The sequence below is a fragment of the Nocardia sp. NPDC059228 genome (assembly GCF_042754245.1).
In the GTDB taxonomy this organism is placed as follows: Bacteria; Actinomycetota; Actinomycetes; order Mycobacteriales; family Mycobacteriaceae; genus Nocardia.
In genome coordinates this window covers 60,220-78,346 of the sequence record NZ_JBHZAL010000011.1, presented here as the reverse complement: position 1 = coordinate 78,346, position 18,127 = coordinate 60,220, and the positions used below count along the sequence as shown (strand labels likewise).

Genomic DNA, 18,127 nt, shown 5'->3' with positions numbered 1-18,127 from the left:
AGTCCGCGAACCCCCTTTTCTCACAGTGGAATCGGCATCACGGCGGGCCGAGCGAGAGCACGCCGGTCGTGATGGTCACCGTCTGGCTCTTGCCCAGCGGCGAGCCCGCGGTCGGCTGCTGGGCCAGGATGCGCCCCACCTCACCCGCGTTCAGGGTGCTCATGTTGTTCTGGCTGACCTGCCCGTTCCAGCCCTTCTGCCGCAGCATGTCCACGGCCTGGGCCGGGGTCATGCCACGCAGGTCGGGCATGGTCAGCTGGTCGCCGCTGGAGACCTGCACGGTGATGCTGGAACCCTTGTCGGCCTGGGTGCCCGCGGGCGGATTGGTGGCGATCACCGTGCCCTTGGGCTGGTTGTTCGGCACCTCCTGCACGGTCACCTTGAAACCGGCGGTGTCCGACAGCGTCGACTGCGCGACGTCGATGGACTGGCCGACCACGTCGGGCACCCGCACCTTGTCCGGGCCGGAGCCCAGCGTGATGGTGACCTGCCCGTCGGAATCGATCTTCTGCCCCGCGTCGGGGGTCTGCCCGACGATCTTGTCCTTGTCCTCGGTGCTGGACGCTTCCCGCTTCACATCCGGATTCAGCCGCAGCCCCTGGGAATTCAGCTGCTGTTCGGCCTGCTGCTGGGTGAGCCCGGCCAGTTTCGGCACCGGCACCTGCTGCGGGCCGGCCGACACCTGCAGGGTGACGGTGCTGCCCTTGTCGACCCGCGAACCTCCCAGCGGCTGGGTGGCGATCACATTGCCCTGTGCCACCTTGGGATCGTTCTTCTGCTGGATGGCGACCGTGAAACCGGCTCGCTCCAGATCCCGTTGCGCCAGTTGGTAGTTCTGATTGGCCACATCCGGCACCGCGACCTGGTCCGGATGCGAGCCGGGTCCGATCAGCATCCACAGCAGACCGCCGACCGCGGCGATCGCCGCCACCGCGAGCACCGCGATCAGCGCCGTGCGCCGGCGCGGGCTCGCCTCGACGATCTCCTGCTCGGTGGTGTCGTCGCGGCGTTCGACGGTGCGGTAGCTGCGCGGCGGCGGCAGTTCGTCGTCGAAGCTGCGGTCCTCGTCGGTCATCACCATGGGCGCGGTGGGTTTCTGCCCGCCCAGCACCCGGATCAGGTCGGCGCGCATCTCGGCGGCGGTCTGGTACCGGTTGGCCGGGTTCTTGCTCATGGCCTTGAGCACGACCGAGTCGAGTTCGCGCGGCACGCCCGGATGCACCTGCGACGGCAGCCGCGGATCCTCCCGGACGTGCTGGTAGGCCACCGCGACCGGCGAGTCGCCGGTGAAAGGCGGTTCGCCGGTGAGGATCTCGTAGAGCACACAGCCCACCGAGTACACGTCCGAGCGGGCGTCCACCTGTTCGCCGCGGGCCTGCTCGGGCGAGAGGTACTGGGCGGTGCCGATGACGGCAGCCGTCTGGGTCATGGGGTTGGAGCTGTCGGCGAGGGCCCGGGCGATGCCGAAGTCCATCACCTTCACCGCGCCGGCGCGGTTGATCATGATGTTGGCGGGCTTCATGTCCCGGTGCACGATGCCGTTGCGGTGCGAGAAGTCCAGCGCCGCACACACATCCGCGATGACCTCCATGGCGCGCCGGGGCGGCAGCGGGCCCTTGCCGCGCACCAGGTCGCGCAGCGTGTCGCCGTCGACGTACTCCATGACGATGTAGGGCAGCGGGCCACCGTCCACCTCGGCCTCGCCGGTGTCGTACACCGCCACGATGGCCGGATGGTTGAGCGCCGCCGCGTTCTGCGCCTCCCGCTTGAAGCGCAGGTAGAACGTGGGGTCGCGAGCGAGGTCGGCGCGCAGCACCTTGATGGCCACATCCCGGCCCAGCCGCAGATCCCGGGCCTTGTGGACCTCGGACATGCCACCGAACCCGATGATCTCGCCCAGCTCGTAGCGGGAGGAGAGGTTCTTCGGGGTCGTCATGGCAATCCTTGCTGCGGGACTGTGGATGAATAGGGGTCGGACTCGTAGACAGGACCGCGGTTACTGCCGGGACTTACTGCGCCGGGAGTCACCCCGCCGGGATTCCCGCCGCCGGGACTCACTCCGCCCGGATTCGCTGGCAATGATGGTATGTCGTTGTTCGGCCAGGGCCAGCGGCCGGTGGTGGTCGGCCGTGCCGAGGTGGTGGTCTTCGGCACCGTGGTGGTCGGCGGCGCGGTCGTGGTGGGCGGTGGCGTGGTCGTCGGCTCGGGTGTGGTGGTCGGCGGCGGCTCGTAGGTGGTCACCGCGGGCGGCGGCACCGGCCGTTCCCGGGTGGTCGTGGTCGGCGGTGGCGTGGTGGTGGTCGGCGTGATCACCGGGGGTGCCACCACCGCGCTGGTGCGGGCGGGCGGCGTGGAGTCGTGCGAGGAGCTGCTCATCAGCACGATGGCGGCGGCCGCGCCCAGAATGAGCGCGCCCACGCCGAGCCCGGCGATGGCCTTCTGGCCGGCGGTGAATCGCCCGGTTGCGGGGTCTTCGGCGCCGGTGAAGGTCATCGGGCCCGCCGGGGTGCGCGGTCCGGGCATCACGGTGGTCGCGGAGGCGGGCGGCTCGGCGATGCCGCGCATGGGCTGCGGCGGCGGCGCGTACCGGGTGGTGGCCTGGTCGGCCCGGGCGCCCGGAATGATCATGGTCGGTCCGGGCGGCAGCACCCGGGTGGCGCCGGTCATCGGCGGCACGGCAGGTATGCCGCCGGGCGGCGTGGGCCGGCGACCCGAGCGCACCGCGGCCACCGCGTCGGCGAACTCGCCGCCATTGGTGTAGCGCTGGCCCGGATCCTTGGCCATGGTGATCTCGATGAGCTCCCGCACATTCGGCGGCAGATCGGCGGGCAGCGGCGGCGGGGCCTCCCGCACATGCTTCATGGCCACGGTCAGCGCGCCGTCGCCGGTGAACGGCCGGGCGCCCGAGAGCGCCTCGTAACCGACCACGCCCAGGGAGTACACGTCGGAGGCGGCGGTGGCGTCCTCGCCGGTGGCCTGCTCCGGCGCGATGTACTGGGCGGTGCCCATCACCATGCCGGTCTTGGTGACCGGGGAGGCGTCCACCGCCTTGGCGATGCCGAAGTCGGTGATCTTCACCTGACCGGTCGGGGTCACGAGGATATTGCCCGGCTTCACATCCCGGTGCACCACGCCCGCCAGGTGCGCGACCTGCAGCGCGCGCCCGGTCTGCTCGAGCATGTCCAGGCCCTGCGCCACCGAGAGCCGGTTCAACCGCGACAGCACCGCGTTGAGCGGTTCACCCTGCACGTACTCCATGACCAGGTAGGCGATCTCACCGCCCGATCCGTCCTGCGTCTCGCCGTAGTCGTAGATGCTCGCGATGCCCGGGTGATTCAGCTGCGCGGTGGTCCGCGCCTCGGTACGGAAGCGCTGCCGGAAGGTCGGATCGGCGGAGAACTCCGCCTTGAGTACCTTCACGGCGACCCGGCGGTCCAGCCGGGTATCCAGCGCTTCCCAGACCTGACCCATGCCGCCGGTCGCGATCAGCCGCTGCAGCCGGTACCGGTCCGCGATCATCGCACCGTTGTTCAGCATTCGTGACCCTGTCTACCTTGCACTTTCATGTCGTTCAGCCCCCCAGTCCGGCATCCAGCACCGCTCGCGCGATCGGGGCGGCCACGGAGCCGCCGGTGGCCGCCAGCGCCCGGTCGCCGCCGTTCTCGACGATCACCGCGATCGCGATCTTCGGGTTCTGCGCCGGCGCGAAGGCGATGTACCAGGCGTGCGGCGGCGTGTTGCGCGGATCGTTGCCATGCTCGGCCGTGCCGGTCTTCGACGCGATCTGATACGAGCGCGGCTGCGTCCCTCCCTGCGTGTTCTTCTCCGACTCCAGCATCAGATTGGTGATCTGGGTGGCCACCTGCGGTGTCACCGCCTGGCCCACCGAGGTCGGCTTGGTGGTCTCCAGCGTGCTCAGATCGGGCGCCTGCAGCTGGTCCACCAGATACGGCTTCATCCGCACGCCGCCATTGGCGATGGTGGCCGCGATGACCGCATTGTCCAGCGGGGTGAGCGCGACGTCGCGCTGGCCGATGCTGGACTGGGCCATGGCCGCATTGTCGGGAATCGTTCCGACCGTGCTGTCCGCCCAGGGGATCGGAATATTGGGGTGCTGGGTTCCGATTCCGAACGCGCTGGCCTCGTCCTTGAGTTTCGCGGCTCCGACCTTCATACCGAGCTCGGCGAAGGCGGTGTTACAGGAGTACTTGAAAGCGTCGGTGAGAGAAGCGGTTTGGGCGTCGCCGGGACCGCAGTGGCTGCCGTTGTAGTTCTCCAGCGTGGTGGTGGTGTCGGGCAGCGTGATCCGCGGCGCCGCGGTGAACTGATCCTCGGGCTTGGCGATGCCGTTGGACAGCGCGGCCGCGGTCACGATCACCTTGAAGGTGGAGCCCGGCGGATAGGTCTGCGAGACAGCGCGATTCAGCATCGGCTGGCGCGGATCCTGCTGCAGCTGCTCCCAGGTCTTCTGGGTGGCGGCGCCGTCGTGCCCGGCCAGCAGGTTCGGGTCGTAGGACGGCGTGGAGACCATGGTCAGGATGCGGCCGGTGCTGGGCTCGACGGCCACCACCGAACCGGTCAGGTTCTTGGCGGTGAGCTGGTCGTAGGCGACCTTCTGCATGACCGGGTTGAGCGTGGTCACCACATTGCCGCCGCGCGGATCCCGGCCGGAGATCATGTCGATGAGCCGGCGCCCGAACAGGCTGTTGTCGGAGCCGTTGAGCACCGAGTCCTCGGCGTGCTCGAGTTGGTTGCTGCCGTACTGCATCGAGTAGTAGCCGGTGGCGGGCGCGTAGGCCAGCGGATCGGTCGGGTAGGTGCGCAGGTACTTGTAGCGGTCGTCGGTGGCGACCGACGAGGCCAGCACCGTGCCCGCCGCGGAGATCTGGCCGCGCTGACGCGCGTACTCGTCCAGCAGGACTCGCACATTGCGCGGATCGTTGCGCAGGCTGTCGGCCTTGAACACCTGCACATAGGTCGCATTGGCGAGCAGCGCGACGATCATCACCATGACCGCCAGCGCCACCCGGCGCAGAGGCGTGTTCACGCGCCACCCCCCTCGACCTTGCGCAACAGTTGAGTCGACGCGTCCGCGATCGGCTCCGCCCGCTTCCGGGCGGGGGCCGGCCGGCGGGCGGCATCGGACACCTTGATCAGCAGGCCCAGCAGCACATAGTTGGCCAGCAGGGACGAACCGCCGTAGGACATGTACGGCGTGGTGAGGCCGGTCAGCGGAATCAGCTTGGTGACCCCGCCGACCACCACGAACACCTGGATGGCGATCGTGAAGGACAGGCCCGCGGCCAGCAGCTTGCCGAAGCTGTCGCGAATGGCCAGCGCGGTGCGGATCCCGCGAACGGTGAACACACAGAACAGCATCAGGATGGCGGTCAGCCCGATCAGGCCGAGCTCCTCGCCGATGGCGGAGATGATGAAGTCGGTCTTGGCGAACGGCACCTGCGAGGGCCGCCCGCTGCCCAGCCCGGTCCCGGCCAGTCCGCCGGTGGCCAGGCCGAACAGCGACTGCGAGATCTGGTAGCCGGTATTGGAGTAGTCGGCGAAGGGATGCAGCCAGGTCGAGAACCGCACCCGCACATGCCCGAAGGCGAAGTAGGCGAACACGACCCCGATGGTGAGCAGCACCAGCCCGACCGCCACCCAGCCCACCCGCTCGGTCGCGATGTAGAGCATGGTCAGCACGGTGGCGAAGATGAGCAGCGAGGTGCCCAGATCCTTCTCCACCACCAGCACACCCACCGACAGCACCCAGACCAGCAGGATCGGGCCCATGTCGCGCATGCGCGGCAGCTCCATGCCGAACACGTGCTTGCCCGCGCCGGTGAACAGGTCACGCTTGGACACCAGCACACCGGCGAAGAACACGATGAGGGCGATCTTGGCGAACTCACCGGGCTGAACACTGAAGCCCGGCAGGCGAATCCAGATCTTCGCACCGTTCACCTGCGAGTACCGGTCCGGCAGCACCGCGGGCAGGGCGAGGGCGATGACCCCGATCAGGCCGAGGGTGTAGGCGTAGCGGGCCAGGCTGCGGTAGTCACGCAGCGCGATCAACAACCCCGTGAAAACCACCATCCCCAGCCCCGTCCACAGCACCTGCTGGTTGGCGTCGGGGGAGGGGATGGGCAGGGAGGCGAATGCGGCGTCCTGTGCCTGCGCCAGGTCGATGCGGTGGATCACCACCAGGCCCAACCCGTTCAGCAGGGCCACGATCGGTAGTAGGACCGGATCCGCGAAGGCCGCGAACCGCCGCACCGCCAGATGCGCGACGCCGAACAGTGCCATGTACGCGGCACCGAGTTTGGCGATCTCCCAGGTGATCGCCTGCTCCTGACTGGCCTCCACCAGCACCAGCGACACCGTCGTGATGACGGCCGCCAGCCCCAGGAGCAGCAGCTCGACATTGCGCCGGGTGGCGGGCGGCGGCGCAGGAGCGAATCCGCCCGGTGGACTGGGAAAAGCCCCAGTGGACGGCGGTGCCGGTGCGGACATCAGTCCGCCGTCCTGCAGTTCTGCCCCGGAGTCTGCGGTGCCGTGGTGGTGGTGACAGGAGTGGTCGGCTGGTCGGTCTTGCGGGGTTCCAGCGGGTGGTTCTCGCCGGTGCGCTCACCGCCGGTGAGGTTGCCGGGCGCCGGAGCGGCCGGGGTGGTGGTGACGGGTGTGCCCGGCTGGTTGGGGTCGGCGGGCGGCGGAACCGGCGTGGTCGACGGAGTGACCGGCGCCTGCTGCTGCTTCTCGCACGGGGGCAGCAGTTCGCCCTGCACCAGGTTCCGGATCTGCTTGACGGCGTCGTCGCGGGAACCGGGCGGCAGGCCCTTGTCGACCGAATCGCGGCCGCTGGGGCGGAGATCGTTGCGGGTCAGCTGGGCACAGCCGGAGGGAAACTTGTCGCCGGGCGCGGTGAGCGTCAATTCGCCGCCGCGCGTGACGCAGCCGACCTGGTCGACATCGCGGATCGAGTAGCCCAGCACCGAACCGGGCAGGCCGCGCAGCACGACCACCTTCTCGCCGTCCACGCCGACGTAGTAGTTGCTGCGAATCATGTTGTAGCCCACGGTGAGTCCCGCGCCCACCGCCACCAGCAGGGCCAGCGACAGCGCCAGCCAGCGCAGCTTGTGGCTCTTCTTGGGTGGTTCGGGTTCGGGCTGCGGCACCGCGCGGCGCGGCGTGGCGCGCGGTGGGCGCATGGCGGCGGCGCGGCCGGCGGCGGTGTTCGGCGGGGGAGTGTCCTCGTCCTCGCCGGAGGCCGCGCCCGCCACGATCGGGTGGCTCTGGCCGTAGTCCAGGTCGATGACGTCGGCGACCACCACGGTCACGTTGTCGGGACCGCCACTGCGCAACGCCAATTCGATGAGCCGGTCCGCCGACTCGTCGGTGGTGCCCTCGCGCAGCGTGTTGGCGATGGTCTCGTCGCTCACCACGTCCGAGAGGCCGTCCGAGCAGAGCAGATAGCGGTCCCCGGCGCGCGCCTCCCGCACCACCAGGGTGGGGTCGATCTCGTTGCCGGTGAGCGCCCGCATGATCAGTGAGCGCTGGGGATGAGTGTGGGCCTGCTCCGGGGTGATCCGTCCCTCGTCCACCAGCGACTGCACGAAGGTGTCGTCGCGGGTGATCTGGGCCAGCTCACCGCCCCTGAGCATGTAGGCGCGGGAGTCGCCGATGTGGGCGAGGCCGAGTTTGCGCCCGGCGAACAGGATGGCGGTGAGCGTGGTGCCCATGCCGTCGAGTTCCGGCTCCTCCTCGACCTGGTCGGCGATGGCCGCATTGCCCTCGTGCACAGCACGATTCAGCTTGCCGAGCAGATCGTCGCCGGGCTCGTCGTCGTCCAGATGCGCCAGGGCGGCGATCATCAGCTGCGAGGCGACCTCACCGGCGGCGTGGCCGCCCATGCCGTCCGCCAGCGCGAGCAGTCGCGCACCTGCGTAGACGGAATCCTCGTTGTTGGCTCTGACGAGACCACGGTCGCTGCGCGCTGCGTAGCGGAGAACAAGTGTCACGATCGCAGCTCGATCACTGTCTTGCCGACACGGACAGGGGTGCCGAGTGGAACTCGGACCGGAGTGGTGACCTTCGACCGGTCGAGGTAGGTCCCGTTGGTGGAACCGAGATCCTCGACGTACCAGTCCTCACCGCGCGGAGACAGTCGCGCGTGGCGGGTGGAGGCGTAGTCGTCGGTGAGAACCAGTGTGGAGTCGTCGGCCCGCCCGATCAGCACCGGCTGAGTGCCGAGCGAGATGCGGGTGCCGGCGAGAGAACCCTGAGTCACCACGAGATATTTGGCGCCCTTCTGGCCCCGGCGAAATGATGGGAGCACCGCGGAACCGCCTGCGGCCCGAGGCGCGACCCGGAGGCCGGAAGCCGCGTAGATATCGCTGCGCAAGGTCCGGAGCACCGCCCACACGAACAGCCACAACAACAGCAGGAACCCCGCACGGGTCAATTGCAGGATCAATCCCTGCACGGTGCTCCACCTCCTGTTCGACCGTGTCGTAAGTACGGGGCAGTTACGGAGGTGTGGCTCCGTGACCCCCAACCGGTGTGTTGCTGGTCAGCGCGGCCAGAGTCCGCCGCGAGCATTGGCAGCATCATAGGGCCGTCGACCGGTTGCGATCACGATACGACCGAGGAATTCCCCGCCATATCGTGACCTGCACCGCGAGCTTACGGGATCAGACGATCCGGATCAGGATCTCGGAATGTCCGGCGCGGATGACATCCCCGTCGGCGAGCTGCCAATCCTGGACGGGAGACCCGTTGACCAGCGTGCCATTGGTCGAACCGAGGTCCGAGAGCATCGCGGTCTGGCCGTCCCAGCGAACCTCGATGTGGCGCCGGGAAACTCCCGTATCCGGCAACCGGAAGTGCGCGTCCTGCCCGCGGCCGATGATGTTGCTGCCCTCGCGCAACTGGTAGGTGCGGCCGGAGCCGTCGTCCAGCTGCAGCGTGGCCGAGTAACCCGAGCCGCCACGCGCCGGCGCCGCGCCGTAGCCGGCCTGCTGCTGGCCGTAGCCCGGCTGCTGGCCGTACCCCTGCTCGTCACCGTAGCCGGCCTGCTCCTGGTACTGGTCGTAGCCCTGCTGGCCGTAGCCCTGCTGCTGCCCGTACCCCTGGTCGGCGTAGCCCTGCTGACCGTAGCCGCCCTGGTCGTAGCCCTGCTGGCCGTAGCCCGGCTGCTGGCCGTAGCCCTGGTCGGCATAGCCGCCCTGCTGGCCGTAACCGCCGCCCTGCTCGCTGTAGGCCTGGTCGTAGCCGTGCTGCTGCTGGCCGTAGCCCTGGTCGGCGTAGCCCTGCTGGCCGTAGGCCTGCTCGGACTGGCCGTAGCCCTGCTGCTGGCCGTAGCCCTGCTCGGCGTAGCCGCCCTGCTGGCCGTAACCGCCGCCCTGCTGCTGGTTGTAGTCGTAGCCGTTCTGGTAGTCGCCGTAGGCCTGCTCGGACTGGCCGTAGCCGCCCTGCTCATAGCCCTGCTGACCACCGCGGCCGTATTCGCCGTAACCCTGCTGACCTTGACGGCCCGCAGGCGGGGGCGCGTACCCGCGGTTCCGCGGATCGGACTCCGCGGGCTCACGGCTTGGGTCGTAGCCTGAGTTCTGCGTCATGGGGCCAGCTCCTGGTTGCGGGTTGGGTCGTTGTGGGCGTCCAGGTCCCGGTGACGGGCCTGCCCGCCCACCCGCGTCCGGATCGACCCGGCCGCGTGTCCTGAACTGTCCGGTGTGCAGCGTAGGGGATGCCTCGAACTCCACGTGTACTTCACCGTAGGTCTGCCACCCTTGCTCGCGGATGTAGTCCTGTAGATGCTTGGCGAAAGCACGCTTGGTGAGCTCGTAATCCTGCGTGGCGAGATCGCGATCCGGCTGTCCCTCGCCCTGGACGAGCTGCCGTAGATCCGACTCGTTGACGGTGATGGCATAGCTGTTCGGAGCCAGCAGATGCCCACCACCGAGATCCTGGATGTGGTCGGCGGCCTCGCGCTGCAGTGCGGCCTCGACCTCCTGGGGCACGACGCTCCCGCCGAAGGCGCGGGCGAAGACATCGCCGACAGCCCCCTGGAGACGGCGCTCGAATCGGGAAACAATTCCCATGCCCCCTCCCTTCTCGGGTCCTGCCGCTCCGGTGCGGGAGCGTGCGTCGTGTCATCTGTCCGATCGGCCGTGACGTGCGCGATGTGTCCTTGAATAGCAACACGCGGACATGGCGTGTCGCCGCAAGGACACGGTGATTGCATGATATCCACGATCGTCCACACCTGTAACTCTTGGCGGCGAGCCGAGGTTCCCGGGTCGAACGTGGATCGTGATCACCCCTCCGCACCCCCGATAACCAGGCGATTTCGTTTTGGTGCAGACCCCGTGATACGTTTCTTCCCGTCGCTCAGGGCGAGTGGCGGAATGGCAGACGCGCTGGCTTCAGGTGCCAGTGTCCGTAAGGACGTGGGGGTTCAAGTCCCCCCTCGCCCACCACGAGGAAGGCCCTCGATCCGAATCGGATCGGGGGCCTTCTTCCATGTCCGGGGTTCTTCTATGTCCGGGTTCGGCGTACTGCTGCCCGGGTGCGGTGTCCGGGCCGGGAATGTGATGTCGGATCGGCATGAGCGTGGCGCCCGGCGCCGGCTCGCGCGGGCGGGGTCGCGGCGCGAATCCGCATGGTGTGGGTTCCACTCAGCGAGACTCGAAAAGCCGCTGGTCACAACGGATGTGACGAAGATCGCACACCCTGTTCGGGGTTACCCGCCGGAGGCGTTGCCAGCGGGCGTTTCGGGGCCTTCGCGAGGGCGAAAATCGTTTGCCAGAAGATGCCAACTTGGGTATGCGCCCGATTACAGTCCAGTTATGCCTGATGATCATTTAGCGAAAGCCATTCGAAACAAACTTGAGGTTTGTTTGATCCTGGGCGATCGGTGGGCAATCGGCCTGAGCTGGGTCGAAACGCCAGCTTAACGCGGGTTGAACCGATGGTGAGCGGAAAATTTGCGAGTTTTTGGCAAACCAACCGACGGGGTGCGAAAGGCATGGCGCGCCAGGGTTCGAAAGGGGTCTCGAAACGCGACCGCTGGGATAGTTTCGGACACCTCCGCAGACCGCCCGCAAAGCGTATGCCGGGAATTAGCGATCTTGTCGGGTTCCCTACTGGGAAAGGGTGTTTCGCCTGGTCGCCTTATACGTCCGGTGGGCAAGTCGGAGGTTGCGTAGCCATAACGATTGTGTAGAGTCGTCGGCAACGCTGGCCGCAGCTGAGCCGGACTCGCTGCGGCCAGTGGAAATCAATCCGAACGGTACTGCGACTACGAAGTCGCCACTCCTGTAACCGGTTCCGGACCCTTCTCGATCGAATAGCCCGTGATGTGCTCCGGGTGATCGCTCGCTGCCCGCTCCGACCGCATGCGCTCCTGCTCCCGCACCACACCGCGGCCACGCCCGAATACGTAAGCCAGGAAACCGAGTTCGGCCAAAGCGCCGATGCCGACCCGGGCCGCCGTGGGCAGTCCGCTGGGTGTGACGAAGCCCTCGAGGAAGCCCGACACCAGCAGCACGCCCACCAGCCCGAGCGCGATCACCGCGGTCGCCCGGCCCTGCCGCGCCAGCGCCTGCGGGCGGCTCTCCCGGCCCGGATCGATCAGCGTCCAGCCCAGCTGCAGACCCGCCCCGCCGGCCACGAAAATGGCTGTGAGCTCCAGCATTCCGTGCGGCAGGATCCAGCCGAAGAACGGGCCCAGCCGCCCCGCCCCCGCCATCAGCCCGGCACTGATGCCGAGGTTCACAGCGTTCATGGACAACAGGTAGACAGAGGGCAGGATGAGCACCCCGAGAAAGAGCGCCATGGCCGACACCCACGCGTTGTTGGTCCACACCTTGGCGGCGAAGGCGTCGTGCGAGTGCTCGTAGTAGTACGTCTCGAATTCGCCACCGGGGCGCGTCAAGGCATCTGTATCCGTGTCCAGGCCGAGATGCCGGCGCGCGGCCTCCGACCTGGCCACCCACGCGGCCAGCCCGGCCGACCCGAGCAGGAACACCGTCGCGACCGACAGCCACCAGGGCCGAGCCCGGTACACGGCGGCCGGGAACCGGTGCGTGAAGAAGTGGGCGATCTCCCGCGGCGTGTCGAAGCGGGCGCTCAGTATCCGGCCCCGCGCCCGGGTCAGCACCGCCGACAGCCCGGCAATGAGGTCCGGATCCGCCTCGCGGGTCTGCAGGCGGGCCAGCTGCTGCGACGCCAGGCGATACAGCCGCACCAGCTCGTCGGCCTCCGCGCCGGTGAGCCGCCTGCTCCGGGAGGCCAGTTGATCCAGCCGATCCCAGGAGGGCCTGTGCACAAAGGTGTAGGCGTCCAGATCCATGAGTACCCCTCCTGCGCCGACGCTGACAGAATGCTATCCATCGCGATCCCACGGGGCGGAGGAAGACGACCCTCATGGCACTGTTCACCACCGGCGAAGCCGTGGCCGTCGAGCTGCCGATCGCGCGGATCCCCACGCGGGCCGCGGCCTTCCTGCTCGACCTGCTGCTGCAGGCCGTGATCGGAACGGTGCTGGCGCTGCTGTTCGAGGCGCTGCTGTTGTGGATCGGCGCCGATTCCGCGTGGCGCGACGCCGCCGTGCTGGTGGCCATGGTGAGCGCGCTGATCGGGTATCCGGTGCTGTTCGAGACGTTTTCGCGCGGGCGCTCGGTGGGGAAGATGGCGGTCGGGCTGCGCGTGGTGCGCGCCGACGGCGGGCCCATCGACTTCCGGCACGCGGTCACCCGCGGACTGGCAGGGATCGTCGACTTCTGGATCATGGGAACCGGGCTGATCGCCGTCGTGGTGTCGCTGTGCTCACCCCAGGCCCGGCGGGTCGGGGACGTGCTGGCGGGCACCGTCGTGGTGCACGACCGCAGCCGGCTGCCCTTCGCCGCGCTGGCCGCGCCGCCGCCCTGGCTGGCGGGCTGGGCGCGGCAGCTCGATTTGTCCGGTCTCTCCGATGAATTGGCGCTGTCGACCCGTCAGTACCTGCTGCGGTTCCGCACCCTGACCCCGGAGGTCCAGGACCGGTTGGGCCGCGCCCTGGTCATCGCGGTGTGCACGAGCCTGCGCACGCCGCCGCCGAACGGCTATCCGCCGCTGCAGATTCTGGGCGCGGTGCTGGCCGAGCGGCAACGGCGGGCCATTCCGCCGCCGCCCTTCGTGCGGCAGTACCCGACGGCCGTGCCGGTTACAGCGCTCCGGTCCGCTTGAGTTCCAGGTATTCGTCGGCCAGCGCCTCCGGCAGCCGATCGGGTGCATCGGCGATGACACGAACGCCCATGCGGCGCAGCGTCTCCCGGGCCACCGCCTGCTCGGCGATGGCATTCTCGGCGGCGGCAGCGGCATAGAGGTCGTCCAGGCCGGAGCGGCGGGTGGCGGCGGAAGCCACCTCCGGATCGGTCACCGTGACCACCAGCACCCGATGCCGCTCGGTCAGCACCGGCAGCACCGGTAGCAGGCCCTCCTGCACGGTGGCGGCGTCGAGATGGGTGAACCACACCACCAGGCTGCGGCGGCGGGCGCGCTGCAGCGTCGCGCGCAGCACGCCCTGATAGTCGGTATCGACCAGTTCGGGCCCGAGCCCGGCGAGCGCGTGCATCAGCTTGATCTGCAAGCGCTTTCCGCCGATGCCGCGCACCTCGGTGCGCAGCCGGCGGTCGTAGGCCAGCAGATCCACCGAGTCGCCGCCCGAGGCGGCCAGCCCGCCCAGCAGCAGGGCCGCCTCGATGGTGGCGTCCAGGCGGGTGCCGTCGCCGACCCGGCCGGCGCTCACCCGCCCGGTGTCCAGCAGCATGACCACATGCCGGTTGCGTTCCGGACGCCAGGTGCGCACCAGCACGTCATGGGCGCGGGCGGTGGCGCGCCAGTCGATGGTGCGCACGTCGTCGCCCGCGACATACTCACGGAACGAATCGAATTCGGTGCCCTGCCCGCGAATCGTGGTGGTGTTGCGGCCCTCCAGATGCTGCAGCTGCCGGACCTTGGAGGCCAGCAGCCGCTCACTGCGGAACGGCGGCAGCGCGCGCAGCCGGGCCGGGACCTCGCGCCGCACCTGGCGGCCGGCCATGCCCAGCGGGCCCAGCAGACGCAGCGTCACCGGGCCGGCCATCCGGTCGCCGTGATAGTCCGGCGTCAGCTCGGTGTGCAGCCGAATCCTGGTGTTGGGCGGCAGGTTCAGGGCGTGGGTGCGATGGCGGGCGTGCGCACTGGGCGGCCAGTCGTCCCACAGGGTGCCGCGCACCGGCCGGGCGCCGCCGTTGAGCACCGCCAGCTCCACGTCGATGCTGCGACCGGTGCGCACCGTCGTGACGGGGGCCCGCGAAAGCTCCAGCGCGCCCGGCGATCCCAGCAGCAGCAGGTCGGCCGCGATCAGCGCGACCAGCGCCAGGGTGGCGAGCAGCACACCGAGCCACGAGGGCAGCGCCAGCGTGACGAACAGGGCCGCGAGCACCGCCGCGGCGGCCAGTCGGCCGGTGACGACCACGGCCTACACCGGGACGGGGACGGACATCAGCAGCGAGGCCAGCACGCCCTCGGCGGTGACGCCCTCCACCTCGTGCTCGGGCCGCAGGTGCAGCCGGTGCCGGAGCACCGTCGTCGCAACGGCTTTCACATCGTCGGGCGTCACAAAGGCGCGCCCGTTCAGCCAGGCGAAGGCCCGCGCGGCCGCCATCAGCGCGGTCGCGCCGCGGGTGGACGCGCCGTGCGCCACGGCCGGGGAGGTGCGAGTGGCCCGGCACAGGTCCACGGTGTACGCCAGCACCTCGGGGCTGATGGCCACCTGCGCGACGGCGGCCCGGGCGGCCGCGAGGTGCGCGGGGCCGGCCACCGGGCGCAGCCCGGCGGCGTTCAGATCGCGCGGGTCGAAGCCCGCGGCGTGCCGCTGCAGGATGCGGAATTCGTCATCGCGGCCGGGCAATTGGACGTCCACCTTGAACAGGAACCGGTCCAGCTGCGCCTCCGGCAGCGGATAGGTACCCTCCTGCTCGATCGGGTTCTGGGTGGCGACCACCACGAACGGATCCGGCAGCGGCTGCGGCACGCCGTCCATCGAAACCTGGCGCTCCTCCATGGATTCCAGCAGCGCCGACTGCGTCTTCGGCGGGGTGCGGTTGATCTCGTCGGCCAGCAGCAGGTTGGTGAACACCGGGCCGCGGCGGAAGGTGAACTCGGCCGAGTGCGGATCGTAGATCTGCGATCCGGTCACATCGCCCGGCATCAGGTCGGGGGTGAACTGGATGCGGGAGTGCTCCAGATCCAGGGCCGTGGCCAGGGCGCGCACCAGCAGCGTCTTGGCCACGCCCGGAACGCCTTCCAGCAGTACGTGGCCGCGGCACAGCAGCGCCAGCACCAGGAACATGACGGCGTGGTCGTTGCCGACCACCGCCTTGCCGATCTCGGCGCGCAGCGCCAGCAGCGCTTGCTGGGCGTCCTGGGCGGTGGGCGCGTGGTTGGTGGCCACGACGTCCTGGGAGAGTTCGGTCACAAGACCTCCGCTTCGATCCATTCGAGTTGTGCGGCCACGAGTTCCAGTGCGACCCGATCGGCGACCGGGTCGTACAGGGCGGCACGGATGACGGCCGGGTCCGCGCCGGTGCGGGCCGTGATGGACCCGACCACCAGTTCCGCCGGGGCGTCGGCGGTGACGCCGAGCGCGGGCCGCAGCCGGCGCAGCGACGCCGCCCGCAGTTTGGCGGCCACGTGCTCGTGATCTCGGGATTTCCGGTACAGCCCGGCCTGTCCGGCGAGCAGCTCGTGGGCCGGGGCCTCCACCGGCAGCGGTTCGCGCACGATGGCGCCGCGGCGGCGGCCGCGCCACCACAGCACGGCGACCCAGGCGATGAGGAACTGCAGACCGCCGAAAGCCAGCCAGCCCGGGAGCTGCTGGAAGATGGAGTCGCTGCCCGCGCCGAAGTTCGGCGGCGGCACGTCCGGCCGGTTGGGCGTCGGGCTCGGCGGACTCGACGGTGGCGACGGCGGGGTCGACGGCCCGGACCCGGCATGGGTGAGCACGTACACCAGCACCACGACCGCCAGCACGGCCACGACCGCGGCCCAGAAGCGCCAATCCTTCAGCAGCCGAGGCAGTTCCGCGCGCCCGCGGTCCTTCTTCTCCTTGGCGACCTTGGTCTTACGGGTCCGTCGCCGCTCGGTGATCTCGGCCGGGCCGGTCTTGGGCGGCGGCGCGATCGAGTACCGGTCGGCCTGTTCCAGCTGCCGGTACTCCGCCTCGGTGGCGTAGCGGCCCCCGTAGACGACCTCGTCGAAACTGTGTGCCGCCGAGGGCAGTTCGCCCGCGTCCGGGACCGCCGCGGTGGCGGCCCGCGCGGTTTCCCGTGCCGTGCGCGCCCGCTCCTCGTCGAGGATGCCGCGCTGCTCCAGCCCGCGGGTGACGGCGCGGTACCGCTCGCGCAGCGCGACACCGAAATCGCCGCGCCGGGCGGCCTCCTCGGCCGCGGCCAGGTGCGCGGCGGCCGGACCCAGGGCGGGCTCGGGCGGTGCCGCGCCGGCGAGATTCGGCGCGGCACCGGCGATCTCCGGCCCGGGTGCCCGGTCGGTTCCGGTCATCGGCCGCTCCCGCCGGGCACCCGGATGTCCCAGGCCTCGCGGCGGCAACGCCGGTCGACATAGGTGACGACCTGCGTCGCGGACTCGACCAGCTCCGCCACCGCCACGACGAGCAGGGCGGCGGTGATGATCAGCACCGTCACCGTCCAGCGCCGGGTGCCGGAGAACTGTGCGGTGAACTGCGGCAGCGCCAGCAGCGGCACCACCAGCACGAGCAACAGCCCGCGCAGGTACAGCCACAGCCCGACCAGCTGCCATTCCGTCCCGCCCGCAAGCAGTTTCGCGCGTCGCGCCGCCACGCCGTAGGTGGCCGACTGATCGAAGATGGTGGGCACCAGCGTGAATCGCCGCCCGCGCAGCCAGGCCAGCCAGATCACCGCGGGCGGCACGGTGAACAGCAGGGGAGTGCCGACCGCCAGCACGCCGATACCGATGAGCGTGTACATCACCTGATAGCCGAGCAGCGGACCGGCTTCCGCGGCCAGCCGCCGCAGCGCCCCGCGCCAGGTCGCCGGCCTGCGGTACACGACCGCCAACCCGATCGGCACGGTCACCCCGCGGACGAACAAGCGGACCGACCAGGCACACAGCAGGGTGATCAGCACCGCGCCCCAGAGGGTGCCGCGGTCGGAATTCCCGCTGGCGACGGCCGCGAGCACCGTGCCCGCCACAGCCACCGCCGAGGCGACCAGCACGGCGACGCCGAGCAGGCCCGCCAGGGTCTTGATCCGCGCCTGGATCAGCGCGAAGGGGAGGTCCAGCAGTTCGCGGAACTGCATCGGGCGAATCGGCACAACCACCGGTTCGGTAGAAGTCGGTTCCCCCACCGAGCCGGTCGGCGAACCGACAGAGTCGGCGGCGGTCGGCAACACGCGGCCGAGTCTATCCGGACCAGCGTCTTCGGTCGCCCGATGCGCGTCCGGGCGGCGAACTTCGCACCCCGGGTGTCAGGCGGTGGGTGTGCCGGTCTCCAGTAGCCGGGCCACGACCCGGCGGTAGAGCCCGGGTTCGATCGGCGGCAGGCCCAGCAGGGCGCGCAGATAGACGCCGTCGCCGACCAGGCGGACGATCTCGGCCCGCACCGGATCCTCGATCTCGTTGTCCAGGGCCGTCTTCCAGGACCCCATCACCTCGGTGAGGGCCCGGTCGGTCTCCGCCTGCGCGGCGTCCTGCGGCGCGTCGACGCTCCGCATGGCGGCCAGCATCGATCGGTACAGGGCGAGCTCCACGGCGTCGGCGTCGTCCTCGGGATGCGGAGCCTGCAGATACCACTCGGCCACCGAGCGCCCCTGTGCCACCGCGGCTCTCACCTGCTGATCGGCCCGGTCGGTGACGCGGCGGAGCAGTCCGGCGAGCAGTGCGTCCTTGCTCTTGAAGTGATAGAGCAGCCCGCCCTTGGAGACGCCCGCGGTGGCGGCCACATTGTCCAGGGTCACCTGGGACAGGCCCTTGTCGAGGAGCAGGGTTTCGAGCGCGTCGAGGATCCGGTCGCGGGTGCCGGCGGGATCGCGTGTGGTCACGACAATTGACTGTACCGTCTGGACGG

General features: G+C 69.7%; 14 protein-coding genes and 1 tRNA gene. 2 read left to right on the top strand and 13 right to left on the bottom strand.

Going from position 1 to position 18,127, the window contains the following annotated elements; genetic code table 11:
* Window positions 1-37: 37 nt before the first annotated feature.
* The 7 genes from pknB to ACFXKA_RS18745 all read right to left on the bottom strand — a co-directional run bounded on the left by pknB (window position 38) and on the right by ACFXKA_RS18745 (window position 10,097).
* Window positions 38-1,936: a Stk1 family PASTA domain-containing Ser/Thr kinase gene (pknB, locus tag ACFXKA_RS18775; RefSeq protein WP_354847406.1), complete on the bottom strand. Its 1,899-nt coding sequence runs from the start codon at window positions 1,934-1,936 to the stop codon at window positions 38-40.
* Entirely contained in the window at window positions 1,933-3,537 is a 1,605-nt protein-coding gene (locus tag ACFXKA_RS18770; RefSeq protein ID WP_379428201.1) for a protein kinase, read from the bottom strand. The genes pknB and ACFXKA_RS18770 overlap by 4 nt, the downstream gene beginning before the upstream one ends.
* 34 nt (window positions 3,538-3,571) lie before the next feature.
* Complete coding sequence (locus ACFXKA_RS18765) at window positions 3,572-5,047, bottom strand: penicillin-binding protein 2 (RefSeq protein ID WP_354847412.1); 1,476 nt, start codon at window positions 5,045-5,047, stop codon at window positions 3,572-3,574.
* Complete coding sequence (locus ACFXKA_RS18760) at window positions 5,044-6,510, bottom strand: FtsW/RodA/SpoVE family cell cycle protein (RefSeq protein ID WP_354847415.1); 1,467 nt, start codon at window positions 6,508-6,510, stop codon at window positions 5,044-5,046. The genes ACFXKA_RS18765 and ACFXKA_RS18760 overlap by 4 nt, the downstream gene beginning before the upstream one ends.
* Window positions 6,510-8,015 carry a PP2C family serine/threonine-protein phosphatase gene (locus tag ACFXKA_RS18755; RefSeq protein WP_354847418.1) on the bottom strand — a complete coding sequence of 502 codons (1,506 nt, stop codon included), beginning with the start codon at window positions 8,013-8,015 and terminating at the stop codon, window positions 6,510-6,512. The genes ACFXKA_RS18760 and ACFXKA_RS18755 overlap by 1 nt, the downstream gene beginning before the upstream one ends.
* Window positions 8,012-8,479 (bottom strand): FHA domain-containing protein, encoded by a 468-nt coding sequence (locus ACFXKA_RS18750; protein WP_040862589.1) that lies wholly within the window; start codon window positions 8,477-8,479, stop codon window positions 8,012-8,014. The genes ACFXKA_RS18755 and ACFXKA_RS18750 overlap by 4 nt, the downstream gene beginning before the upstream one ends.
* A gap of 208 nt (window positions 8,480-8,687) precedes the next feature.
* Window positions 8,688-10,097 (bottom strand): DUF3662 and FHA domain-containing protein, encoded by a 1,410-nt coding sequence (locus ACFXKA_RS18745; RefSeq protein ID WP_379428200.1) that lies wholly within the window; start codon window positions 10,095-10,097, stop codon window positions 8,688-8,690.
* A gap of 292 nt (window positions 10,098-10,389) precedes the next feature.
* On the opposite strand from ACFXKA_RS18745, the gene ACFXKA_RS18740 reads away from it, so the two are divergent.
* Window positions 10,390-10,475, top strand: a tRNA-Leu gene (locus ACFXKA_RS18740).
* A gap of 821 nt (window positions 10,476-11,296) precedes the next feature.
* Here the strand turns inward: ACFXKA_RS18740 and ACFXKA_RS18735 are convergent.
* A complete protein-coding gene (locus ACFXKA_RS18735) occupies window positions 11,297-12,349 on the bottom strand; it encodes a stage II sporulation protein M (RefSeq protein ID WP_379428199.1) in 1,053 nt (350 codons plus the stop codon).
* A gap of 74 nt (window positions 12,350-12,423) precedes the next feature.
* Here ACFXKA_RS18735 and ACFXKA_RS18730 point away from each other — a divergent pair, with 74 nt between their 5' ends.
* Window positions 12,424-13,224, top strand: coding sequence for an RDD family protein (locus ACFXKA_RS18730; RefSeq protein WP_379428198.1), 801 nt, complete (start codon window positions 12,424-12,426; stop codon window positions 13,222-13,224).
* Here ACFXKA_RS18730 and ACFXKA_RS18725 read toward each other — a convergent pair.
* From ACFXKA_RS18725 to ACFXKA_RS18705, 5 genes are all read right to left on the bottom strand, one after another.
* Entirely contained in the window at window positions 13,202-14,497 is a 1,296-nt protein-coding gene (locus ACFXKA_RS18725; protein WP_379428197.1) for a DUF58 domain-containing protein, read from the bottom strand. The two genes, ACFXKA_RS18730 and ACFXKA_RS18725, sit on opposite strands and share 23 nt — an antisense overlap.
* A 3-nt stretch (window positions 14,498-14,500) precedes the next feature.
* On the bottom strand, window positions 14,501-15,499 hold the full coding sequence (locus ACFXKA_RS18720; protein WP_379428196.1) for an AAA family ATPase: 999 nt from the start codon (window positions 15,497-15,499) through the stop codon (window positions 14,501-14,503).
* Entirely contained in the window at window positions 15,496-16,581 is a 1,086-nt protein-coding gene (locus ACFXKA_RS18715; protein WP_379428195.1) for a DUF4129 domain-containing protein, read from the bottom strand. The genes ACFXKA_RS18720 and ACFXKA_RS18715 overlap by 4 nt, the downstream gene beginning before the upstream one ends.
* On the bottom strand, window positions 16,578-17,453 hold the full coding sequence (locus ACFXKA_RS18710; RefSeq protein ID WP_379428194.1) for a hypothetical protein: 876 nt from the start codon (window positions 17,451-17,453) through the stop codon (window positions 16,578-16,580). The genes ACFXKA_RS18715 and ACFXKA_RS18710 overlap by 4 nt, the downstream gene beginning before the upstream one ends.
* Before the next feature lie 75 nt (window positions 17,454-17,528).
* On the bottom strand, window positions 17,529-18,101 hold the full coding sequence (locus tag ACFXKA_RS18705; protein WP_354847442.1) for a TetR/AcrR family transcriptional regulator: 573 nt from the start codon (window positions 18,099-18,101) through the stop codon (window positions 17,529-17,531).
* Window positions 18,102-18,127: the final 26 nt, after the last annotated feature.

Bases quoted from the DNA above. Each gene is read 5' to 3' on its own strand.
- ACFXKA_RS18715 (WP_379428195.1), bottom strand. From the start codon at position 16,581: ATGACCGGAACCGACCGGGCACCCGGGCCGGAGATCGCCGGTGCCGCG.
- ACFXKA_RS18745 (WP_379428200.1), bottom strand. From the start codon at position 10,097: ATGGGAATTGTTTCCCGATTCGAGCGCCGTCTCCAGGGGGCTGTCGGC.
- ACFXKA_RS18770 (WP_379428201.1), bottom strand. From the start codon at position 3,537: ATGCTGAACAACGGTGCGATGATCGCGGACCGGTACCGGCTGCAGCGG.
- ACFXKA_RS18730 (WP_379428198.1), top strand. From the start codon at position 12,424: ATGGCACTGTTCACCACCGGCGAAGCCGTGGCCGTCGAGCTGCCGATC.
- ACFXKA_RS18760 (WP_354847415.1), bottom strand. From the start codon at position 6,510: ATGTCCGCACCGGCACCGCCGTCCACTGGGGCTTTTCCCAGTCCACCG.
- pknB (WP_354847406.1), bottom strand. From the start codon at position 1,936: ATGACGACCCCGAAGAACCTCTCCTCCCGCTACGAGCTGGGCGAGATC.
- ACFXKA_RS18735 (WP_379428199.1), bottom strand. From the start codon at position 12,349: ATGGATCTGGACGCCTACACCTTTGTGCACAGGCCCTCCTGGGATCGG.